This window comes from Solitalea lacus, from assembly GCF_022014595.1.
GTDB lineage: Bacteria > Bacteroidota > Bacteroidia > Sphingobacteriales > Sphingobacteriaceae > Solitalea > Solitalea lacus.
This window is the reverse complement of record NZ_CP091740.1, coordinates 1,619,558-1,643,391: the sequence shown is the minus strand read 5'-3', so window position 1 is coordinate 1,643,391 and position 23,834 is coordinate 1,619,558. Positions and strand designations below refer to the sequence as shown.

Genomic DNA, 23,834 nt, shown 5'->3' with positions numbered 1-23,834 from the left:
CAGTGTTATAAAATTTTAGGGGTTCTTTCTTAAATTTACATAACTTCCTGGAACTTATTCCTTTACAAACATACGGCCTTCAGATTCCGCTTCGCAACGGACACCCTTGCTCTTGGCTAATGGTTGGTAACTACCGACCCCCATAGAGGACTTGCACCTCCTAGTTTATAGATATGCACGGCACACAACAAAAAACAGTGCAGTAAAATACTACACCGTTTTTCTGATTTGTTAACAAGATAATTAAACAAAATATAAGGTCAATTACTTTTAAAGATTAATTGTTATACCCTCACCTTCTTTTAATGAATAACTTTTTTCCCTGCCCTTTTGTACTACCACCACAATATTCCTATCCTTTTCACGCTTAACTGTTAAGTCAAATACGGTATTAAATGCATGGATATTTTTCAATGTCATATATGGCCAATTCGATGGTAATCGAGGAGTCATTTCAAACTGCCTTAAACCGGTTGCACGAATTCCAAACAAACCTTCGGTGTAAATTCTACAATATAACCCACTCTCCGCTGAAAGATGTCGCTGGTTTCCTTCCGGGAACGCTTCAACCGGGTAAGGCACATGCTCACCTAATAAACGACGTTGAGAGTAATACTTTAAATAAGCCATTGATTTTTCTATTTCTCCTGCGGCTAGCATGCCCCGCAAGGCATAAAGTGTAGATCGGTCCCAAAAGGTTTTGTCTCCAGCCTGAGTTGCCAGCCCGTCTTCCGTCCATAATCTTTCAGACAGCAACGCTTCAATTGTACCTTTCTTTCTATCATAAATAGTAACCGTTAATGGTATACATATCCACGAGCGTAACACATCATTTTCTTTGAAATACCGGTAGGTTTCAAACCCTTCAACTGTAGCTCCAAAATATTTTTCAATAGCAGCGCATAGTGCCTTTGCCTTAGTTTGATAATCAATGGCAATATTTTTATCCATCTGCAAAGATGCGCTCAACAATGCCGCAGACCGCAATGCATCATAATATAAAGCACTGGTACATAAATTAGCTTTTCCTGCAGGAAATCTCCCTTCTAGTTCATCGCTATCAGAAGTGATTACTCCCTCAGCGTTTTTCTTTCGATCGCAATAAGTCAGACACCACTCAATTAAAGGCCATAACTGTTTTGCCGTTTCTGATTTGCCATAAGCTAAAGCAAAGCGTACTGCGCCATAAGCAATCATTGCCTGATCTCCCCTATCACCTGCCCCATTCCAAAAACCATCGCCTTCGGCAATAATTGAACTTGGTATTGGTTTATACTCTGGGTTGATGTAACTGGCAAACAACTTATAAGCATTTATTGCAGATCCACATGCTATAGAATCACCAAGAAAAGCAAAAAACGGGTTCACATATTCAGCTTGGTCATTTGCCCAAATTGCTGCATAATATGATAGTCCTCCGGGAGCATGCATGAGCCCTCCTTTGGTAGCAAAAATACTTTCCGCTGCTCTAAACTTGGCAAAAGAAAAAGCTGTATTCAGTAGTTCATCCGGTGTTTGCAATTGTAATAGACTTGCCACGCTTTTTACCCTTGCTTCTCTGGCTAATTTTTCTGCCTGGGGAACTACTTTTAGTTCTTTCATTCCATTTTTTACAGCCTGATAACCTACTGAAAAAGTTACAGAATCGCCTGGTTGAACCCATTCAACCCCATTATTTAATGTTTTACTGATTAGTGAATGAGGGCCATTGATACTTCGTGAAGTATCTGTCTTCAATTCTCGAAATGCATATTCCATCTCCAGTTTCACTGGTTTACTATCATTATTAATAAAAACGAAAGTTTCGATAACAAGAGGTTTATCCACAGAAGGGTATAAATACCTTTTTAGCTGCAACGTTCCGTCCCTTTTCAGCTTACTATCCACCTGCATGATTCCATTATGATGAATACCTGTAATTTTTTGCGGAAAAGAGTTATAACGGCGTCCGTTTATTATGTCATCTGTTAATGGTTTGTTATCAATAAAAAAACGAGGTAAATCGCTATCATTAAAAGAATACATAAAACTGGCATGGGTATCATTCGGTTTCATTCTGAATGATGGAAATACCAAAGTACGGGTTAGCTTTAATTGCTGAGCTGTATCCACTGTGTAATTTAACCATAATGAAACCTGCTGCCCGCTCATTTCGATATGATCGGTATGTGGCAATGATGAACCCGCAATTTTCCAATAAATACTTCCATCCGGCTCTATTTGCCAGCGATTAACATTTGTTTGAGCATAGCCAACTGAAAAACAACAGATGTAAAATGAGATGAAAAACAGGGCATTTCTGAGAATTTGAAGCATTTTGTAAATGATTATTTTACCATAAATTTAAGATCGTTACTTCTTAGTTAACTTTAACATAAGTACATCATGTGCAGGAATAATACCCGTGATATTCTCTTTGGTTGTTCCGATATCCTTATGTTTCCAAAGATCTCTCACCACATATGAATCATCAACTTTTAATTTCTTGATAGTGGTTTTTAAGTCTTGGTTGATGGCTATAGATTGGTTACTTCTGTTTATTAAACAAAATGCGTAATTATTATCACTTAAGGGTTTAAACCATATTTCTAAATCCCCATATTTCATCCATCGTGTAGCCGAAATTCCCAGTATATCTTGATCAATATCCAGTACTTCTTTATTGGTTAGTAATTTAAGTGTTTCGGCCGAAATATTCCTGATATCATTTCCTGCCATCAAAGGGGCTGAAAACATTGCCCACATGCTTAAATGCAGTCGTTCTTCGGCAGGGGTTAAAACACCATTCCCAATTTCGAGCATATCAGGATCGTTCCAGTGATCAGGACCTGAATAGTCGCCAATCTCAGTATGAAGATCAATAATTTGTAATACACCAAGGCCTCCCCAGTTATTCTTACAATCAAAGCAGTTGATGATATCTTCAGTGGTTCTCCATAGATGACCTACACTTTTCCCCCATTCCCAAGGTTTGGTAGTGCCCCATTCGCAAATGCTTAAAACCATAGGTCTGCCGGCCTTATATAGGGCATCTCTCATTATGGAATACGAAGCTTCTGAATTTTGTTTACCATGGAAACACCAATCATACTTCAGGTAATCCACCTCCCATTTCGCATAGGCCCTTGCATCCTGAAATTCGTAGCCTCTACTCCCAGGCCTTCCTTGGCATGTTGCCGTTCCGGCATCTGAATAAATGCCAAATTTTAATCCTTTCGAGTGGACATAATCTACCAGACTTTTCATCCCTGAGGGAAAACGTTCAGGATCTGCCACAATATTTCCTACACTGTCCCTGCCTATTTGCCAACAGTCATCAACAACGATATACTCGTAACCGGCAGCCTTCATTCCATTACTAGCCATTGCATCTGCAACTTCTTTTATAATCTTTTCATTGATCTGGCATCCGAACTTATTCCAACTATTCCAGCCCATTGGAGGTTTAGGAGCCAAGCCCTCAAATTTCTGAGCCTTTATAGTCAAAACCATTAGGCTGAGCGTTAATGCCAATATTATTTTTTTATTCAGATTTAACATATTCTATTATATTCTATTCTATATTATTAAAACACAAAGCTATTTTTTTTATTTTTCTACTATTATTCCCCTCTCCTTAAAGAGAATTCCGACGAATTAATATGGTAGGAATTACATCCCTAACTTTTTCTTGAGTTAATACAAAACGGGCAGCTTTTTGAGCCATCAACGAAAAATCTGTTGAATACGTAGTAATGCCATCGCAAATGAGCTCTTTAATAGGGTCATCATCTTGCGAAAGAACGCCAACGTCTTTACCTAAAACAAGATTCTGTTTTTTGCAATCTTTTAACAGCATCCATGTTTGAGTATCGTTTGTTAAGAAATAGACTTTACCCTTTTCAACACTTCCTGACAGGTATTTTGATTTTATTGAGTGATTTACCTGCATACCAGTAACATATTTTTTAAACGAGGCTAATATTTCTTTTGGAGCATCAGAATCAGGCCGAGAAAAGAAAACAAACTCATCAAATTGCTTTATGGTATCGTTCAGTTTGATCAGTGCATTGTAGGTAGATTGCTCAAACTCCTGAACAACATAAGAAAAATCACCTTCCATTTGTTCAAAACGGTCAATCATCAAGAACTTATTTATCGGTAATACTTTAAGTATTTCAGCAGTTTTCGGATTGGGAAGAGGAGCAACAACATACATTCCATAACGCCCGGCAACTTTATTTACCAATGTTTCAAATATTTCAATGTTATTGTTGTGAAAATAGATATCGATATGAACATCAGCCCCTAGCGCAGCTCTAAAAGTATTATAAAAAGTTTCCTGAACTGAATCAAATGCATACAGAATGAGGGCAATTGTAAGTTTTTGATTTGTATTTTCGTTAGCAACAAAATAGCCCATTCTGTTTTTGGCTTCAACAATCCCCCTTTCAATTAGTTCTTTATATCCTTTTACAATGGTTTCACGAGCAAAACCGGTTTCCTTAATCATGTTATTAACAGAAGGAAGCATATCCCCTTGTCGCAACAATTTCTCATCAATTGCATTAATAAAGCCCTGCACAAGGCGCTCATGCTTAGAAAAACCAGGTATTTCTTCTAAAGACTGAATCTTATCAAACACTTTTTGCATAAGTGAATACTATTCTATTTTATACTACGTCAGTTTCACAAACTTAGAAACATTTTACCAGCTCCAAAGAAACGTATCAGAAAACTCAATAAAAACATAATTGTAAAAAGCAGGATGGTATTAATTCATCCTGCTTTAATGAACTCAATTAATACAACGGATTTTGTGTTAACAATTTATTTTTCTCTCGCTCATATTGTGGTATTGGAAACAAGTAGTTAGCCTCCTTAAACTTACGTTCCTGTAAAGTATAGTAAGTATAATTAAAGGATCCATCAAGGTTCTTCGTAATATTAACAGCTCTTAATGGTTTATTTTCTGTTTGCGAAGCCGTTTTCCACCTTCTTACATCAAAGAAACGGTGACCTTCAAAACAGAGCTCAATTTTTCGTTCCAATTGAATTGCGTTTTTCAGTAATTCACCAGAGGTAACAACAGCTGGCATCTTTACGCTATTTCTACTGCGAACTAAATTAAGATACTGAAGGGCTGTGGCTTCATTTCCCAATTCAAATTGGGCTTCGGCATAATTAAGATATATTTCGGCTAGACGAAAGATAATCCAGTTCTGTGTACTGCCGTTTGTATTCAAATCATTTGACTCATCAGCATATTTTCTCCAATTGTAACCTGTAAGTGTGGCATTCCAGTTTTCCACAGGACTCTGAGGGCTGTCCATTCCACCATCAAAATATTCAACAGTCCTCCCTTTAAAGGTAGCACCGTTATAAAGAATACTTGCATAAAAACGAGGATCTCTATTTTCATACGGTTTGGTAGAATTATAACCCGAAGCAGGATCAGTAATGGACTTGCCGTTAGCCATTTGAAAAGCATCAACCAGGTTTTGCGAAGGAGCATAAACTGACCAACCATGATAACTATTAGGACTAATGAAAATATCTAACAATGATTCCCAATTGATGCCATTCATACCGTAAGACAAAATGATCTCGGAATTAAACTTTTGAAGGAAAATCTGCTTGTAATCAGCTCCCTGATATAATGAATATTGGCCCTGATTAGCAAAATCAATAACTGCTTTAGCGGCATCGGACGCAGCCTGCCACTTGTTTTTATCATTTGAAGGATTGTTTAAAGGACTGGCCGCATATAACAAAGCTCGGGATTTAAGTGCCATTGCTGCTCCTTTTGAAATTCTACCAAGATCAGAGCTATTATAATTGGCGGGTAATAAATTAACAGCATCATCAAGCTCTGCACTTATAAAATTCATACACTCAGCATAGGTGTTCCTCTTAACCATAAATGCCGTATCCGATAAGGTGTAAGCTTTAGTAATAAGGGGTACTCCTCCATAGCGTGAAATCAAATCAAAATAACACCAGGCCCTAATCACCTTCATCTCACCTTTTAGACGTTTCTTTAAACTTTCTTCACCTCTTACTCCATCTATCTTCTCAAAAAATATATTACAGTCTCTGATATATCCGTAGTCGGTACTCCAACTATCCATCGAAAGATTATCAGCGGTAATACTTCCGTCATTCCAACGAAATACACTTTCGTAATTGAATTTGGAATACCCTTCGTCAGACGCTGCCGACAAACCTGTTCCACTTGCCACATCCCAATTGTACACATGGGGCAAGGCTCTATATTTAGAATTAACATAGGTTTGCACCAAATTTAAATCTGTCCACACATCCAACTCGGAGTACGTGTCTAATGGCTTTCTGTCAAGAAAATCCTTTTCGCAGGCACTTAAACCGGTTAATAGACCAAAAGCTAAAGTAATTATGTATAATTTATTTTTCATTTTTATCAGATTTTGAGCTTACAACTAGAGTGAAATATTTACGCCTGCACTTATAATTCGAGTTTGAGGGTAATAACTGCCGGTTACATTATTCAATTCTGGGTCGTAATCTTTAATATCACTAAATGTTAACAGGTTAAACCCATTTACGAATACACGGGCATTTTGCAAATGCAATGATTGGGTTAGACTTTTAGGAAGTGTGTAAGAAAGCTCAACATTTTTTAAACGTATGAATGCTGCGTTACGCAACCAAAAATCAGAGTAACGATTATTAACAGCATCATTCCGGTCAAAAGAGGCAGGATATGAACCGTTTGGATTACTTGTCGTCCATCTGTCTTCAAACAACCATTTGGGCGGAGTGATAGCATTTCCTTGTTGAGGCAAAATCAATTGCTGAGCATTTGTCTGCCCTTGCCATAACATGTTCAAACCAATACCCTTATAATTTAGACCCAAGGTTATGCCATAAATACCTCTTGGAGTAGGGCCTTCGTAAACTCGTATTCTGTCATTAGAAGTAATTTGCTTATCACCGTTTATGTCAACATAACGCAAATCACCCAAACGGGTATTTGGTAAATGCACAGAATTATCAATCTCGGCTTGTGTACGATAAATGCCATCTGTTTTATAGACCAACCACGAATCCATAGGAAATCCTTGTCTCTTTTGCCATTCCGGAACGTTAGCTGGTTCATCCATAAACTTCACCTCATTTTTGGTATACGTGTAGTTGGCTCCAATGTTATAGGAGAAGTTTTCGTTGATAGCTCGTTGGTGAGAAATTTCTAACTCAATGCCACTGTTGTTTACCCGACCAATATTTTCGGCAGGTAACTTACCGTTTAAACCCGTACTGCTTGGTACTGAAGCGTTGCGAGCAACTAAAATATTATTACGGTTGGAAATGAAATAATCAGCATTTAAGGTTAACAAACCATTCCAAAAAGTTGATTCAAATCCGAAATTGCTTGTTCTTGCAACTTCCCAGGTAATATTAGGGTTTGGAGTAACTCCAGCCGACAATCCTTGTACAAGAGCGCCTTCAGATCCAAAATAATAGCCTCCGTCCAAGTAGTATTGCTGAATATTTTGATATGGCAACACTTTATCATTTCCTAATTCAGCCCATGATGCTTTTAGCTTAAACTGATCAACGAAATGTACATTATTTTTGAAAAATGCTTCTTCTGAAACTCGCCAGGCGGCAGAAACACCAGGAAATGTCCCCCAACGTTTATCTTTAGGGAAGATGTAAGACCCATCATGGCGCAAAACTAAATCGATCAGATATTTTTGCTTATAACCATAGCTTAAACGTCCAAATAGGTTTTGCCTTGCTGTTTGCGCAGCATTTCCACCGTTGTCCTTATCCTTGTCTGCACCAATGAAAATCTGGTCAATTTTATTACTTAAATAGCCTGTTCTATAGGCAAAAATGCCTTCATTATAACTGTCACTTTGCTCATAAGCTACAAAAGCACCTATGTCATGATTACCTACAACCCGGTTATAACCTAACTTAATGTTATAGGTTTTCATTTGATAATTTCTGTAATCAGATCTTAAATTGATAGGGCCAATAGAATTGCGTAGATTTTCATATTCATTAGTATTCCTATTATAGCGATATGCATCCCAGTTGTCCTTGAAAATCTTTTCATTTCTGAATCTAAAATCATATGCAGCCAATCCAGCAACATACAACCCTTCGGTGATGAATGGAAGTTTAATATCAAATGATAAGTCTGACAACAGGTTATAATCATTGGTGTAGTTATATCCTGTAGCTCCAGAAGCCATTAACACAGGGTTTCTCCCTCCTGACAATCCAGGTCCGGGCAGTCCATTGGGATAATAAGCTGGCAAAGTTGGATAAGCAGATAATACTTCCGCGAAAATATTATTACTTGAGTAATTGGAATAGTCCCTGTCTTCCAAACGGCCAGAAAGATTAAACGCCACTTTTAAAATTGGCAAAATCTGAGTATTTACATTGGTACGCAGGTTGTATTGCTTATAATCGGTTGACGAGTTTCGGTAAATACCATCCTGGTTTAAATATTCTCCGGAAAGAAAGAAATCTGTTTTTTCATTTCCCCCTGAGACAGATAATGCATGACGACTTTGCAGCGAATTGTCTTTAATTACCGCATCGTACCAGTTAGTATTGGGGTAATTTACAGGGTCACTGCCATTGTAATACTTTTGAATATCTGCCTCGGTATACTGGTGAGGTTTACCATAACGATCATTTACCTCGTTTATATAGGTTGCATACTGACCCGCGTTTACAGAATTAGGCAATTGAGTTGGTTGTGTTGTGCCATAGCTTCCACTGTAGGCAATTACAGGTTTACCCGATTTTCCTTTTTTTGTTGTAACCAAAATAACTCCGTTTGCTGCTTGAGCTCCATAGATGGCTGCTGATGCATCTTTTAGCACTGATATACTTTCTACATCATCAGGATTTAAGCGTTCAAAAGAGCCTCTGTTGGCTACACCATCAATTACAATTAATGGGCTGTTATCATTCAAAGTTCCTTTTCCACGTATCAATAGCGTAGAAAAATCATTGCCTGGCTCCCCAGATCGGTTGGAGGCAATAACCCCGGGAGCTCTACCTGCCAATGAATTTGAAATATTTGCAGAAGGGCTTTGCTTAATGTCACCCCCCTTAACGGTAGCAACAGATCCTGTTACCGTTACTTTTTTCTTTGTTCCATAGCCAACAACGACTATTTCTTCCAATGCTTTTGAGTCAGATTTTAGTTGTACATTAATTACAGCATTATTACCAATCGTTACTTCACGGGTAACAAAACCAGTAAATGAAAAGCTCAAAGTGTTGCCTGCTGAAGCAGCAATAGTATAGCTTCCGGAAACATCAGTGGTAGTACCTTTGCTTGTTCCTTTAATTAATACTGTAGCGCCGGGTAATTCCTCACCCTTTTCATCGGTAACCTTTCCTTTTACTGTCAGCTCAGTTTGCTTTACTGATTGGCCGTATAACTGATTTATCGAACCAATCTGGACTCCACAAACAGACACCAACAGTACTAGCAGTTTTAGTGTAGTTTTTGTTCTCATATAAATTAAATTGGGTTTATTCTATTCTATACTATACCACTAACATAAAGTAAACTTTTTGATTTTCAAAATCATAACCACTTGAATTTTATAAGAAGAAATTTTTAGACAGGGGAAAAGAAATCACTTTTCAGGATAAAAGAAGTATACTAATAGTATTCATTGGACAAATAAGCGTCACTATTCTCAGTTAATGAGCCTAAGAAAGAAGCTGGCAAATAAACATATGTAGTTAAAATAAGCGAAGTATTGGTTAAAATTTGATTAACTCAAGATCCTTCTTTACCTTTTCGTTCCATATCAATTGTTCAGGTTTTCTCAAACCATGATTAGTTTGTTCATCGTATTGATTTTGAGCGATCAAAAGCTTATTGTAATGGCGCTTATAAAGTTGACGTATGGTTTGTGTAAAATTACCATCCACTTTAAGATTGTTTAATTCCTTAATAAAACCGTTGGCAATTTGTCTGGTAATGTCAAAATGAAGTTGCTCATGAGCCAGTTCGTAAGCAGTTTTAGCCTCTTGCTTTACCCATGATTTGCTCTTAATAAAATAAACTGAGGTATAAATTGTAATCGTTGTAGAACTATCATCGGAAACGGAAGACCATTGGTACCCAAATCCACTGTTTGTCATGGCAACAAAAGGCAATGTACCGTTCGGCGTTGCTGTGAAATCATTCCAAGTCAGTTTATAATCTGAGGAGTGGTAAATTGTATCACGATTAGAACTGTATGGCTTGTAGATTTCCTTTACAACTATCTTATACTGATATGTATTAGGAGATTGAACTTTTATCAAACCAAAGCCTAAAAACCATAATATTGATAAGCAACTGTAATATATTTTCAGCATGATAACTTACCAATTCATCATCCCCATAAGCTTATTTGGGAATATACCTAAGAATACTGTCAAAACTGCAAGCATAATGATTAAAACAGAGTAAAACAGATTTCCCTTATCTAATGAAATTTCGGTTTTAGATTTACGTAGATATAAATTTAGAGGTATTTTCAGGTAATAAAATAATGCAACAACTGTATTTACCACTCCGAAAATTACCATTATAAGGAGTAGCTTATTGCCACCTAAAAGATAAGCTTCTACTGCGGCGGAAAAAATAAAGAACTTACCCACAAAGCCTGCAGTTGGAGGTAATCCGGTTAAACTTATCAAAAAAACAACCATTGCCGCAGACACCAGCGGATACTTTATCCCCATTCCTTTATAATCATCCAATTCTTCTGAATGAAAAACGTTCGAAAAATATCCTATAGATAAAAAAGCTCCAATATTAGCTATCGCATAAACAAACAGGAAAAACAAAATAGCCTTTTGACCGGTCATGGAATAAGCTGCTACACCCATTAAAATAAAACCGGAGTGTCCAATCGCTGAGTAAGCCATTAGTCTTTTTACATTATTTTGCCACAAAGCCGAAAAATTACCAAGCGACATGGTGATGATTGCTATAACGGCTAAAAAGTTCTCCGCTGAAAGGTGGAATATCGAACCTGATGCAGGACTACTGTTGAGTGATATCACAAAAGTAATTAATAGAGCTATTCCTGCTACTTTAGGAGCCACTGATAAAAATGCAGTAACAGGTGTAGGCGCACCTTCATACACATCCGGAACCCAAACTTGCATTGGATAAGCAGAAATTTTAAAAAATAAACCTGCTACCGTTAGGAGAATTGCTATTAATGCACTAGCAAAATGAACAGAAGACAAGCCTGAATAAAATGAGGAGTCATAAATGCTTAATGTTCCTGTAAAGCCGTACAACAATGACATTCCATATAGCATAATAGCTGAAGCTACAGCCCCAAACAAGGCATACTTCATCCCTGCTTCTTCTGAACGTTTGTTTCCCGTTAAATATGCAGCAAGTACATATGAACAAACTGAAACAAATTCAACGGAGAGGTAAATCATCAACAGGTTTTGGGCCATAACCATGAAGTTAAGCCCAAGGGTAACCACCAGCATTAAACTAAAGTATTCGCTACCGCCTTTTTCAGTATTTCTCAACTGAAAATCACGTAGTGAAAATAACATTAATAAAAGACCGGAAAGTTGAATCAACAGTTTATACCAAATAGCTGCAGGATCAAGCTTTATCATACCTGAGAACAACTGAACAGGAAAAGACCTAATGAGTAAAAACTGGTCAAGAGTTTCCAATATGACAATGGAAAGCCCAGAAATAGCTACAATTGCCACGATGTTCTTGGTCTTTTTTGACCAAAACAAATCCACAAAAATCATGATAATGAAAACTAAGGCCAACGAAATTTCCGGCAAAAGAAATATCCAGCTGCCCATAATATCATTAACTGAAGCCTGAATAATATCAACGAAGTTTTTCATCCCTAGTTTAATAATTTACTCAAGGTTTCTAATTGTTGATTTCCACTTTTCAATGTAATATTCACTAATTCAAGCATAGCGGAATTACTCATATCAAAAAACAAGAAAGGCAAAATCCCGAGAACTAAGGCTGTTACAGCCATCGGACTCAGCGCAACTACTTCTCTAAAATTAAGATCGGTTAATTGTTTGCTCCATTCTTCTCCGCCTTTAAAGCGAGCCTTACCGAAAAACATTCTTTGCAAAGTCCATAGAAAATACGAGGCTCCCAATAATATACCTATCGCACCGACAACAGCCATCCAACGTGGCAGCAATTGATTGATAGAAGCTGAATTAAACGCTCCAATCAATGAAAATGCTTCGGCAATAAATGCAGAAAATCCAGGTAAACCCAAAGAGGCAAAAAAAGCTATGAATACAAATACAGAGAAAACAGGCATCTGGTTATATAACCCGCGGAAGTTAGCAATTTCTCGATCATGAACCCGATTATAAATAACACCCACTAAAAAGAATAGCATACTTGAAAGTACACCATGACTGATCATTTGGAACATTGCACCGCTCAAACCCTCAACGGTCATTGATGCAATACCTAATAAAACAAACCCCATGTGCGACACTGAAGAGTAAGCAATCAATCTTTTCAGATCTGTTGCAGCTAATGCGCTCATTGCACCATAAATTATTGATACAATGCCTATCAGGCCTATTATCCAACTGAAATAAATGGCACCATCAGGGAAAATTCCAATACAAACCCGAAAAATTCCATATCCACCTATTTTCAATAAAACCCCTGCCAGGATGATTGAAATTGGAGTTGGAGCCTCAACGTGGGCATCAGGTAACCATGTATGTAATGGTACAATCGGCACCTTAATGGCAAAGGCAATAAATAAAACGGCAAAAGCAATTAAGCGTGGTGAAAAACCAAACAATAATGTTTTACTATTAATATCAAAAATTGAACCCGGAACATAATTAGCAGGATTCATCATTGAAAGCATATTAAAACTATGTGCTCCTGTTGATGGATCCTTTACCGAAAAATACAATCCGATTATCACCAGCAGCATAAATACTGAGCCCAATAAGGTATAAAGGAAAAACTTAATGGAGGCATATTCTCTTCTTGTTCCACCCCAAATTCCAATCAGGAAATAAAGTGGCAACAGCATCAATTCATAAAATATATAGAAAAGGAAGAAATCAAGGGCACAGAACACTCCCATTATAGCTGCATTTAATAACAAAAACAGACAGAAGTAGCCTTTTTCATTTGATTTTATTTCCCATGATGCTAGTGCGGCTATAGCCATTACAAAAGCTGATAGTATTAACAATCCCACACTAACGCCGTCAATTCCTAGAAAATACTGAATTTGAAGTTTTCCAAGTGAGCCTAGGTTAAGATTTATCCATGAATACTTCTCAACAAACTGAAATGTTTTTTCATTAAACACACCGGCCAGTGACTGATCATAATGTAAATACAAGAAACCGGCAATAATCAATTGAATAATTGAAACACCAAGAGTTATGTATTTAAAAGTATGTTTTAGTGATGATGGCAAAACAACCACCAAAATCATAAATACAATAGGAAGAAAAATGAGTATACTAAGGGTCATCTATCAAAAAATATAACTCAAAACAACAATCAAAATTAAACCCAGAACCCCAAGGGCCATATAATTCTGAACCCTTCCGGTTTGGAAACCTCTAAAGAAATTACCGATTTTACCTACCAACAATGCCAATCCATTAACAAAACCATCGATGATATTTCTATCTATCCAATCAATGATAGCAGAAAAACCTAGTACTAAATTTGCAGCTCCATTAACAATTCCATCAACCACCTTAACATCAAACCATTTCACAAATCCGGCAAAACGCATCAACGGTTGGACAAACAGCACTGCATATAGCTGGTCGAAATACCATGCATTAAAAGAGAATTTATAGAAAAAATTATGCTCAGAAAGAAAAGTTGCTTTTTGTTGAACATATGCCCTAAAGGCAAGGTAAATCATCGCTAATGAAAAAAGTACAGTTGTAATCGGAACCCACAATTCTGCTGTTTCTAAAGCAACACTTGGCGAATTTAAGGGATTCACCGGTGTTTTTAATCCTTCAATCACCCAGGAATGGGTACCATGCATTGGATTAAATGAAAAGATTATGAAGGTTGAACATACAGCCAAAACTATCATTGTTCCTGTCATTAGGCTTCCTGATTCATGCGGTTTTACATTTAAATCCGGGTATAGGCCGGCCAATTTATTTTCACTCCAAAAGACTTTGAAAATCAATCTGAAAATATAAAACGATGTAAATACCGTTGTAAGGGTTAAGAGCACCGGCACTAAAATTAGCTTAGACGACCAAGCCTCTATTAGAATTAAGTCCTTTGAAAGGTACCCTGAAAACAATGGCAATCCTGATAGTGCTAAACCAGCAACCAAAAACACAGCATAAGTAATTGGCATATCTTTTTTCAATCCTCCCATTAACCGCATGTCTTGAGGGTCGAAATCGAGATGATGCTTATGCTGTACATGATGCAACTGGTGGATAACTGAGCCGGCCCCTAAGAACAATAAACATTTAAAGAATGCATGTGTTACCAAATGAAACAAAGCCATAGGCCACGCCCCAATACCCATAGCCGCCATCATTATTCCCAACTGTGAAATGGTTGAATAAGCTAAAACCTTTTTAAGGTCATTTTGAGTTAAGGCAATGCTAGCTGCCATAAAAGACGTTAATGCTCCGATAATGGCTATTACATTTAAGGCCTCCGGACTAAACAACGGAAACACCCGTGCGGTTAAATATACACCAGCAGCAACCATGGTAGCAGCATGAATTAGTGAAGAAACCGAGGTAGGTCCTTCCATGGCGTCCGGTAACCAAACATGTAATGGAAATTGAGCTGATTTTGCTACAGCTCCAGCAAATATGCACAAGCCGGCAATTGTGTTGATATGGGTGCTTGAATGTTGTACAATTCCACCGCTGCCTTCAACACCAAACAAAATGTTCAGATCAAGAGTTCTGAACTGGGTTAATAAAATCATTATACCAACAAAAAAAGCAATGTCACCAATACGGTTAACAATAAAAGCCTTTTTATTAGCTGCTGCTGCAGTATCTCTATCAAACCAGAATCCAATTAAAAGATAGGATGAAAAGCCTACCAATTCCCAAAATATATAGATAAGCAATAATGAATCTGCCAGTACAACCCCCAACATGGAGAATAAAAAAAGACTCAGGTGTGAAAAGTAGCGATGATAATAACGCTCCCCTTTCATATATTCCATTGAATAAATAAGGACTAATGTGGTAATAAAAGTAACCAACACTAACATCAACGCCGCCAGATTATCAATTGAAATGCCAGCACTTAACTTGATGATTCCCGTATTAAGCCAATTGATTGAGAAATGATGAACCTTTTGATTCCAGGTATTGATAAAACAATAGGACGATGCAACAAAACTGATAAAAGTAAATGACACAGCAATCCAATCTCCTTTACGAGGAAGTTGGTTACCCCAAAAACCAATAATCAAAAACGATAATAAAGGAAGCACAAGTGCCAATAAAGCAGCTCCGGTTATCATTGTTAGTTGTACTGTTTCAATCAAATTTTTAATAATTAAATGATTACTAGCCCAATTTAGCCTTTCTTAAAACTCGAAATTAATTTAGTATTTCATCTCTTCAATTTTAGATGGATCAATAGTTTTGAACTGGCGATACACATTTAAAATAATTGCGAGCGAAACTGCAACACCAGCAGCTGCCAATACTATTGCAAAAAGAGCAAAAACTTGTCCTTCATTTTTATGCTTATCAAATGCGCCAAAAGTCACCAAATTTAAAATAGCTGCATTTAGCATCATCTCAATACCAATAAGTACCATTATGGCATTTTTCTTAGTTAACACAGCAAATAAACCTGCACAAAAGAGTACTGCGCTTATAATTACAAAATGTTCAAGAGGTATATCGTTCAACATTATCTTACACGTTTTCTGCGCGCCAAATAGGCAGCGCCAATTAATACAGCCAATAAATACACCGAAATTGTTTCGAATGGCAACAAGTAGGATGTCATAAAGTTAACACCTAAACTGTTAGCAGAATTTTCATCACCCTGATAGGCTATATTGGATGCTATGTTGCTTTTTATCCAAGCAAGCTCACCTAGGTTACTAAGCCATATTATATTTAATAGTCCGGCAAATACTAAAAGTGATAAAGCTATCCCTCCTAAAACACTTATTGGAAATAGCTTGGTTTCAGCTTTGGTTTCGGTTAAAACTTCAAACAGTTTTCGGTTTGAAAGCATAATACCAAACAACATCAGAATCACAATACCTCCAACATATACCATTATTTGTGTAATCGCGACAAAGTCGGCAAAGGCAAAAACATAAATACCGGCCAAGCAAAAAAGAGTAGCAAAAAAAACAAATACAGCCCTTGCCAAATTGCGGCAGGTTACTGTATAAATTGCAGATGCAACGGTAATAAAACTTAGAATGTAAAAAACTGTCTTTAGCAATTGTTTAATGTTCTTGTTAAACCTTGGTCCTTATCCTTTTTTCAAAGCTGCAGCTTTAGCAGCAGCTCGCTCAGTATTGTATTTATCGAGCATCATTTTCTTTTCGTCAGCTTCAGTTTCAGTCATCACGGAAAACTTGCGATCCATTTCTTTTATATCGAAAACACTGACATCATATTCACTGGTCATTGTTATGCATTCAGTAGGACAAACCGTTGTACATAATCCGCAGTACATGCATTTAGCGTGATCTATAAAAAATTTCGATGCGTGTAAGCGTTTGGTTGTACCATCTGAAGTCTTACCTATGTCTTCAACTGCTTTAATAGATTCAATGGTAATACAATCAACAGGACAAATTTTTGCACAAAGATCACATACTACACAATCATCGATTTCAACATGCAATTGATAACGACCTACTTCTGGAACAGGAATTTGCTGATGAGGATACTGAATGGTAACCACCCCTTCCTGCTGCTCAAAATACTTATCGTTAGCAATACCGCCATGTTTTCGGCCATTTCGGGCCGCCCAAATGTGCTGTATTGTTAAGGACATCCCCTTCAGCACCGACCTTATTCCACTTATGATATTTGAACTGTTCTTTTTCAATTTCAATACCTTAAAATTCTCTAAAGGTTTTCCTTTAATTCGATATAAAGTTTATCAGCTATAATGAACTCAATAGTTTACTTTAAGGGTTCATTACCACCAATCTCCAAATTCCAGAAATAAATAAGCATGCAAAAGCTAATGGAGTTAACAATTTCCAATTAAAGCTCATCAGCTTATCTACACGGAAACGAGGAAGGGTCCACCGAATCCACATTTGCACCATCACTAACAATATCGACTTACTTATAACCCAAAATATACCCCAAAAAGTCCCAGTAGTCCAGTTGGCCAATTTAAGTGGGCCAATATTTGGTAAAATCGAATTCCAACCTCCCAAAAACAATACCACTGCCACCATTGAAACCAATAGCATCATTCCATATTCAGCTAGAAACACTAAAGCAAAACGGATACCTGTATATTCTATATGAAAACCGGCAACCAGTTCTGATTCTGCCTCCGGAATATCGAAAGGAGTCCTATTGGATTCAGCCAAGGAAGCAATAAAATAAATACCAAAGGCAATCAATAAATGAGGTGCTTGAAAAATATTCCATGCCAAAATACCACCAATATCATTTACTTGCCATATACCCAAAAATTTAATTGACTCTGCAGCTAAAATGCCTTGATTGATTGTGATAGCCTGCAAACTCAAACTTTGGGTAAGCATAACTGCAGAAATAACTGCAATACCAGCAGGAATTTCGTATGATACAATTTGGGCAACTGATCGTGTGGCTCCATAAAGAGCATACTTATTGTTAGACCCCCAGCCTACCATTAGAAAACCAACTACCTCTACTGAAATGATTGCCAGAACATAAAAAACACCCAAATTTGAATCGCTTCCAATAATATCAGGAGCGACAGGAATAGTGGCAAAACCCATATAAACAGAAACGAAAATAATAACCGGAGCAATTACAAATAACCATTTATCAGCAGCTTTAGGAATAATACTTTCTTTCTGAAGCATTTTCATTATATCTGCAATTGTTTGCAGCCAGCCAAACTTTCCAGTTTCCATAGGCCCCAACCTGTCTTGAATAAAGGCGGAAACTTTCCGTTCGGCCCAAACAGCACCTAACGTATAAAAAACTACAAATAAAAGTATACTGATTGCAATTATCATCCAGCTTTGCTATTGGCTCTAGCTACAAAGAAACTAAATTATTTGCTGTATTAAGGAATTATTTGGAAAAAGTCTACAAACTCTGTAGTCTATCATAAAACCTATCAGTTTCTTCATATTAAGTAAAATAGAATAACATTTAATCAAAAATCTGAAGTTCAGTTTATTATACTACTAAATTCCCTGCCTAACAAGAACAGCTGAGATACGCGAACTGATTTAATAAGGAAATATAAACCCGAATACTAACATTGGGAAGCGGCTAAAAAACCGTAATACCATACCCTCTCCCAAAAACAGCCAAAATATGCCGAAGAACTCGGCAGATACATTGTTCGACATTTTCATATAGTAGATAAATTCAGAATTCGAAGTATTTGATCATTTAAAGCATAAAATAAGCCATGATTTACTTAACAATTATGACCACTTATATTCCTAATATAATAGTTAAAATCCACATTAAAAAACTTTAAAGAGGGGTATCCATGAATCAAAAAAGCCGAAAGTTTTATCCTCCGGCTTAAATCCAAATTGATTACAAAAGGCTAATTAAGAATTTTCTTCGAGGCTAAAATACTATCCAAACTCTCACCTGCCTTATATCGCTCTATATCCTCAGTTGTTTTTGGCACAAATCCACCAAATACTCTATATCCATCCTCTGTAATTAATACATCGTCTTCATTTCTAAGTCCGCCAAAACCTATATATTCTTCAACTTTGTCATAATTAATAAACTCGATGAACCGCTTTTCTTCTTTCCACATTTTTATCAACTCAGGTATAAAATAAATACCTGGCTCAATTGTAACGACCATTCCCGGCTTTAATACTTTTCCCAACCGTAAAGATTTCAATCCAAACAATAATAACTCTTTAGGTTCTTCAGCGGTATAACCAACAAACTGCTCACCTAAATCTTCCATATCATGGGTATCAAGTCCCATCATATGTCCTGTTCCACATTGGAAGAATAAAGCATGAGCACCAGCTTCGACAGCAGCCTTTATATCACCTTTCATTAAACCAATCTGCTTAAGCCCCTCTGCTATAGAGGTAGCTGCAGTAAAATGCACATCTTTGAATTTAACACCAGGGCCGCATTTTTGTAAAGCAGCCTCATGCGCAGTAAGACAAATATCATAGATGATTTTTTGTTGTGCCGTAAACGTTCCACTTACAGGAGTAGTTCGAGACATATCCCCGGCATAGTGCATTTTACTTTCGGCCCCAGCATCAAGTAAAAACAATTGTCCCTCTTTAAGAATATTTTTATGATGATGATTATGCAAAACTTCACCCCTAATAGTGGCAATAATTGGGAAGGCAATATTACAATCAGCAGCTAAAGGAATTTGATGCACTGCCGCAGCAATTTCTGCTTCAGTAATACCTGGTTTTGCCATTTTCATCGCGGTCAAATGCATTTGATTGGTGATTCCTACAGCCTTTTCAATTTCAATAATTTCTTCTTCAGATTTAATTTCTCGCTGCTCAATAATTGCTTTAATCAAATTAACCGAAATTATATCCTTAATTTCATCGAGCTTCACATCCAATAGTTCAACCAACTTTATCTTATTCTCAGGTCTATATGGAGGCAAGAAATGAACACGTCGCTTTTTTTCTTTAATAGTACTTATATACTTATTTAATTCAGCCTTTGTGTGAAAATTTTTTATACCTGAATAATTTAATGCTTGTTGTTGCAAAGTATCCTGAGGCCCCATCCAAACTATGTCATCTATTGATAATTCAGTACCATAAATTGCTTCGAAGTCGTTTTCTATATCAATAATAGCAGCCAGTCCAGGAATATCTAACCCAAAAAAATAAAGAAAAGAACTGTCTTGCCTAAAATGATACGTATTATCAGCATAATTCATACTGCTTTCGTCATTACCTAAAAGCAATATAACACCAGAAGATACTTGTTCTTTTAGTTTATTACGTCTTTTGATATAAGTTTCTTTATTAAACATGTTATGAGTAACTAGGTAAATGCTCAAATCTAGATTAAATTAATGACCTATACTATTTAAATATAGCTTTCGTCAAATAGCGACCAAGTATTGTTAATTTAGTATTAGCTGGTGGTAACCGGAAAAGCAGGCAGAATAAAAAGGCTATAAACAAGCAAAGGGAACCTTTTTGGGGTTCCCTTCGTATAAAAATCGGCACCGACCTACTCTCCCACCTGTTACGGCAGTACCATCGGCTCTGGCGGGCTTAACTTCTCTGTTCGGAATGGGAAGAGGTGGACACCGCCGATATAGGCACCTGAATATCTTTTCAGTTCTGTTTCGACATATTGTTGAAAGAAGTTACTGCTGCTTTTTGGTAAACGAGGCTTTCTTTTCAGAAAGTTTTGGAGAATTAGTACTACTCGACTGTGATGTTACCACCTTTACATCTGTAGCCTATCAACGTGGTCATCTTCCACGATCCTGTATGGATATCTCATCTTGTGGTGAGTTTCGCACTTAGATGCTTTCAGCGCTTATCTCGACCGAACGTAGCTACTCAGCAGTACAGCTGGCGCCATAACTGATTCACTAGCGGTTCGTCCAACCCGGTCCTCTCGTACTAAGGTCAGGTCCACTCAAATATCCTACGCCCACAACAGATAGGGACCGAACTGTCTCGCGACGTTCTGAACCCAGCTCGCGTGCCACTTTAATCGGCGAACAGCCGAACCCTTGGGACCTTCTCCAGCCCCAGGATGTGACGAGCCGACATCGAGGTGCCAAACCTCCCCGTCGATATGAGCTCTTGGGGGAGATCAGCCTGTTATCCCCAGCGTACCTTTTATCCTTTGAGCGATGGCCCTTCCATGCAGAACCACCGGATCACTATATCCTACTTTCGTACCTGATCGGCTTGTCGGCCTCACAGTCAAGCATGCTTTTGCTATTGCACTCCACGTACGGTTACCAAGCGTACTGAGCATACCTTTGAAAGCCTCCGTTACTCTTTTGGAGGCGACCACCCCAGTCAAACTACCCACCACACAATGTCCCCCACGTCCGCGGGGTTAGACACCGAATACAGAAAGGGTGGTATTTCAACGTTGACTCCACGAATCCTAGCGAACCCGCTTCATAGTCTCCCACCTATCCTACACATCCTGTACCCAATGTCAATGTGAAGTTGTAGTGAAGGTGCATGGGGTCTTTCCGTCCCGTTGCGGGTAACCGGCGTCTTCACCGATACCACAATTTCACCGAGCTCATGGCTGAGACAGCGTCCAGATCGTTACACCATTCGTGCAGGTCGGAACTTACCCGACAAGGAATTTCGCTACCTTAGGACCGTTATAGTTACGGCCGCCGTTTACTGGGGCTTCGATTCAATGCTTCGCCCTTTCGGACTAACATCCCCTCTTAACCTTCCAGCACCGGGCAGGTGTCAGGCCTTATACCTCATCTTTCGATTTTGCAAAGCCATGTGTTTTTGTTAAACAGTCGCCTGGACCTTTTCACTGCGGCCCCCGTTAAGGGGCGCCCCTTCTCCCGAAGTTACAGGGCCATTTTGCCGAGTTCCTTAGCCATGATTCACTCGAGCACCTTAGGATTCTCTCCTCGACTACCTGTGTCGGTTTGCGGTACGGGTATCTATAATCTGAAGTTTAGAGGATTTTCTCGGCAGCCTTTAGGATCACTATCCGCGCCCCCGTAGGTTTGCGGTACTTTCAGCTTTCTCCATCACTCACGGATTTGCCTATGAATGATATAGGTACGGCCTTTAACGAACTATTCCGTCAGTTCGCGGATCTTTCACCACTGCGTCTCCCCGTCACAATTATAGATAGTATGGGAATATTAACCCATTGTCCATCGGCTTCGCCCTTCGGCTACACCTTAGGCCCCGACTAACCCTGATCCGATTAGCGTTGATCAGGAAACCTTAGTCTTTCGGTGTGCAGGTTTCTCGCCTGCATTATCGTTACTTATGCCTACATTTGCTTTTCTAACCGCTCCAGCATTTCTGACGAAATACCTTCACCGCTGTTAGAATGCTCTCCTACCATAATACAGAGTATTATCCATAGCTTCGGTAATATACTTGATGCCCGATTATTATCCATGCCCGATCGCTCGACTAGTGAGCTGTTACGCACTCTTTAAATGAATGGCTGCTTCCAAGCCAACATCCTAGCTGTCTATGCAATCGGACCCCGTTAGTTCAACTTAGTATATATTTGGGGACCTTAGCTGATGGTCTGGGTTCTTTCCCTCTCGGCCTTGGACCTTAGCACCCAAAGCCTCACTCCAGCGTATATGTGTCTAGCATTCGGAGTTTATCTGGATTTGGTAGGATTTGACTCCCCCGCATCCAATTAGTAGCTCTACCTCTAGCACACTCAACCGCCAGGCTGTTCCTAAAAACATTTCGGAGAGTACGAGCTATTTCCCAGTTTGATTAGCCTTTCACCCCTACCCTCAAGTCATCCGAATACTTTTCAACGTAAACCGGTTCGGACCTCCATTACATGTTACTGCAACTTCATCCTGCTCAAGGGTAGATCACAAGGTTTCGCGTCTACTCCCACTGACTATGCGCCCTATTCAGACTCGCTTTCGCTTCGGCTCCGGATCTGAAATCCTTAACCTTGCCAGTGAGAAGTAACTCGTAGGCTCATTATGCAAAAGGCACGCCGTCACAGCTTTCGCTGCTCCGACCGCTTGTAAGCGCACGGTTTCAGGTTCTATTGCACTCCCCTGTTCGGGGTTCTTTTCACCTTTCCTTCACAGTACTTGTTCACTATCGGTCTCTCAGTAGTATTTAGCCTTACCAGATGGTGCTGGCAGATTCCCACAAGGCGTCTCCGACCTCGCGGTACTCAGGATACAGTTAGGTATAACAATCTTACCAATACACGGCTGTCACGTTCTATGGCTGCTCTTCCCAAAGCATTCTTGTTCTTTTGTTAAGTCCACGGCACTGTCCTACAACCCCCATATTGCCGTAACAATATAGGTTTGGGCTCTTTCGCGTTCGCTCGCCACTACTTACGAAATCACTATTGTTTTCTCTTCCTCTGCTTACTTAGATGTTTCAGTTCGGCAGGTTAGCGTATTTATACAATCAGTCTTCAACTGATTAGGTTTCCCCATTCGGAAATCATCGGATCAATTCGTATTTGCCAATCCCCGATGCTTATCGCAGCTTATCACGTCCTTCATCGCCTCTGAGAGCCAAGGCATCCCCCGTGCGCCCTTAGTAACTTTCTTTTATTACTAAGACTTGCGTCTTAATGCTTACATTATAGAAATTAATCTATCTGTTGCTCGTTTACCTTTTCAGGTAACTTCTTTCAATATGTCAAAGAACTTCATGAACCCTTTGGTTCAGTGTGGAGAATAACGGATTCGAACCGTTGACCCCCTGCGTGCAAGGCAGGTGCTCTAGCCAGCTGAGCTAATTCCCCAAGTTAAGTGCGCTTGTTTCCGCTTTATCGTTTCCTGCGCTTTGGTAGTCCCGAGCAGACTTGAACTGCTGACCCCTACATTATCAGTGTAGTGCTCTAACCAAACTGAGCTACGGGACTTTGGATTGTTCCTGCAGGCAGTAGGCTTGTTCATTCATCTACCCTTCCTACCGGTA

At 38.5% G+C, this 23,834-nt stretch carries 14 protein-coding genes, 2 tRNA genes and 2 rRNA genes; all 18 read right to left on the bottom strand.

Annotated features, from left to right (window positions below):
- Positions 1-270: 270 nt before the first annotated feature.
- Positions 271-2,316 (bottom strand): hypothetical protein, encoded by a 2,046-nt coding sequence (locus tag L2B55_RS06970; protein ID WP_237849834.1) that lies wholly within the window; start codon positions 2,314-2,316, stop codon positions 271-273.
- Between the two features lie 36 nt (positions 2,317-2,352).
- Positions 2,353-3,492 (bottom strand): glycoside hydrolase family 27 protein, encoded by a 1,140-nt coding sequence (locus tag L2B55_RS06965; RefSeq protein ID WP_237849833.1) that lies wholly within the window; start codon positions 3,490-3,492, stop codon positions 2,353-2,355.
- A 124-nt stretch (positions 3,493-3,616) separates the two neighbouring features.
- Entirely contained in the window at positions 3,617-4,633 is a 1,017-nt protein-coding gene (locus L2B55_RS06960) for a GntR family transcriptional regulator (protein WP_237849832.1), read from the bottom strand.
- A 148-nt stretch (positions 4,634-4,781) separates the two neighbouring features.
- Positions 4,782-6,413 carry a RagB/SusD family nutrient uptake outer membrane protein gene (locus tag L2B55_RS06955; RefSeq protein ID WP_237849831.1) on the bottom strand — a complete coding sequence of 544 codons (1,632 nt, stop codon included), beginning with the start codon at positions 6,411-6,413 and terminating at the stop codon, positions 4,782-4,784.
- Positions 6,414-6,437: 24 nt separating this feature from the next.
- Complete coding sequence (locus tag L2B55_RS06950) at positions 6,438-9,509, bottom strand: SusC/RagA family TonB-linked outer membrane protein (protein ID WP_237849830.1); 3,072 nt, start codon at positions 9,507-9,509, stop codon at positions 6,438-6,440.
- A gap of 253 nt (positions 9,510-9,762) precedes the next feature.
- Entirely contained in the window at positions 9,763-10,365 is a 603-nt protein-coding gene (locus L2B55_RS06945) for a DUF922 domain-containing protein (RefSeq protein ID WP_237849829.1), read from the bottom strand.
- 6 nt (positions 10,366-10,371) lie between these two features.
- On the bottom strand, positions 10,372-11,886 hold the full coding sequence (locus L2B55_RS06940; RefSeq protein ID WP_237849828.1) for an NADH-quinone oxidoreductase subunit N: 1,515 nt from the start codon (positions 11,884-11,886) through the stop codon (positions 10,372-10,374).
- Positions 11,887-11,888: 2 nt separating this feature from the next.
- Positions 11,889-13,523 carry a complex I subunit 4 family protein gene (locus L2B55_RS06935; RefSeq protein WP_237849827.1) on the bottom strand — a complete coding sequence of 545 codons (1,635 nt, stop codon included), beginning with the start codon at positions 13,521-13,523 and terminating at the stop codon, positions 11,889-11,891.
- Between the two features lie 3 nt (positions 13,524-13,526).
- Complete coding sequence (gene nuoL, locus L2B55_RS06930) at positions 13,527-15,548, bottom strand: NADH-quinone oxidoreductase subunit L (protein ID WP_237849826.1); 2,022 nt, start codon at positions 15,546-15,548, stop codon at positions 13,527-13,529.
- Between the two features lie 60 nt (positions 15,549-15,608).
- Positions 15,609-15,923 carry an NADH-quinone oxidoreductase subunit NuoK gene (gene nuoK, locus L2B55_RS06925; protein WP_237849825.1) on the bottom strand — a complete coding sequence of 105 codons (315 nt, stop codon included), beginning with the start codon at positions 15,921-15,923 and terminating at the stop codon, positions 15,609-15,611.
- Positions 15,923-16,471, bottom strand: coding sequence for an NADH-quinone oxidoreductase subunit J family protein (locus L2B55_RS06920; protein ID WP_237849824.1), 549 nt, complete (start codon positions 16,469-16,471; stop codon positions 15,923-15,925). The genes nuoK and L2B55_RS06920 overlap by 1 nt, the downstream gene beginning before the upstream one ends.
- 30 nt (positions 16,472-16,501) lie before the next feature.
- Complete coding sequence (locus tag L2B55_RS06915; protein ID WP_237849823.1) at positions 16,502-17,086, bottom strand: 4Fe-4S binding protein; 585 nt, start codon at positions 17,084-17,086, stop codon at positions 16,502-16,504.
- Positions 17,087-17,168: 82 nt separating this feature from the next.
- Entirely contained in the window at positions 17,169-18,224 is a 1,056-nt protein-coding gene (locus L2B55_RS06910; RefSeq protein WP_237849822.1) for a complex I subunit 1/NuoH family protein, read from the bottom strand.
- 548 nt (positions 18,225-18,772) lie between these two features.
- Positions 18,773-20,209, bottom strand: a complete 1,437-nt coding sequence (locus L2B55_RS06905; protein WP_237849821.1) for an aminopeptidase P family protein — start codon at positions 20,207-20,209, stop codon at positions 18,773-18,775.
- 190 nt (positions 20,210-20,399) lie between these two features.
- Positions 20,400-20,511: ribosomal RNA gene (rrf, locus tag L2B55_RS06900) — 5S ribosomal RNA — on the bottom strand.
- A gap of 73 nt (positions 20,512-20,584) precedes the next feature.
- Positions 20,585-23,461, bottom strand: a 23S ribosomal RNA gene (locus L2B55_RS06895).
- Positions 23,462-23,584: 123 nt separating this feature from the next.
- Positions 23,585-23,658, bottom strand: a tRNA-Ala gene (locus tag L2B55_RS06890).
- Between the two features lie 42 nt (positions 23,659-23,700).
- Positions 23,701-23,778, bottom strand: a tRNA-Ile gene (locus L2B55_RS06885).
- Between the last annotated feature and the right edge of the window lie 56 nt (positions 23,779-23,834).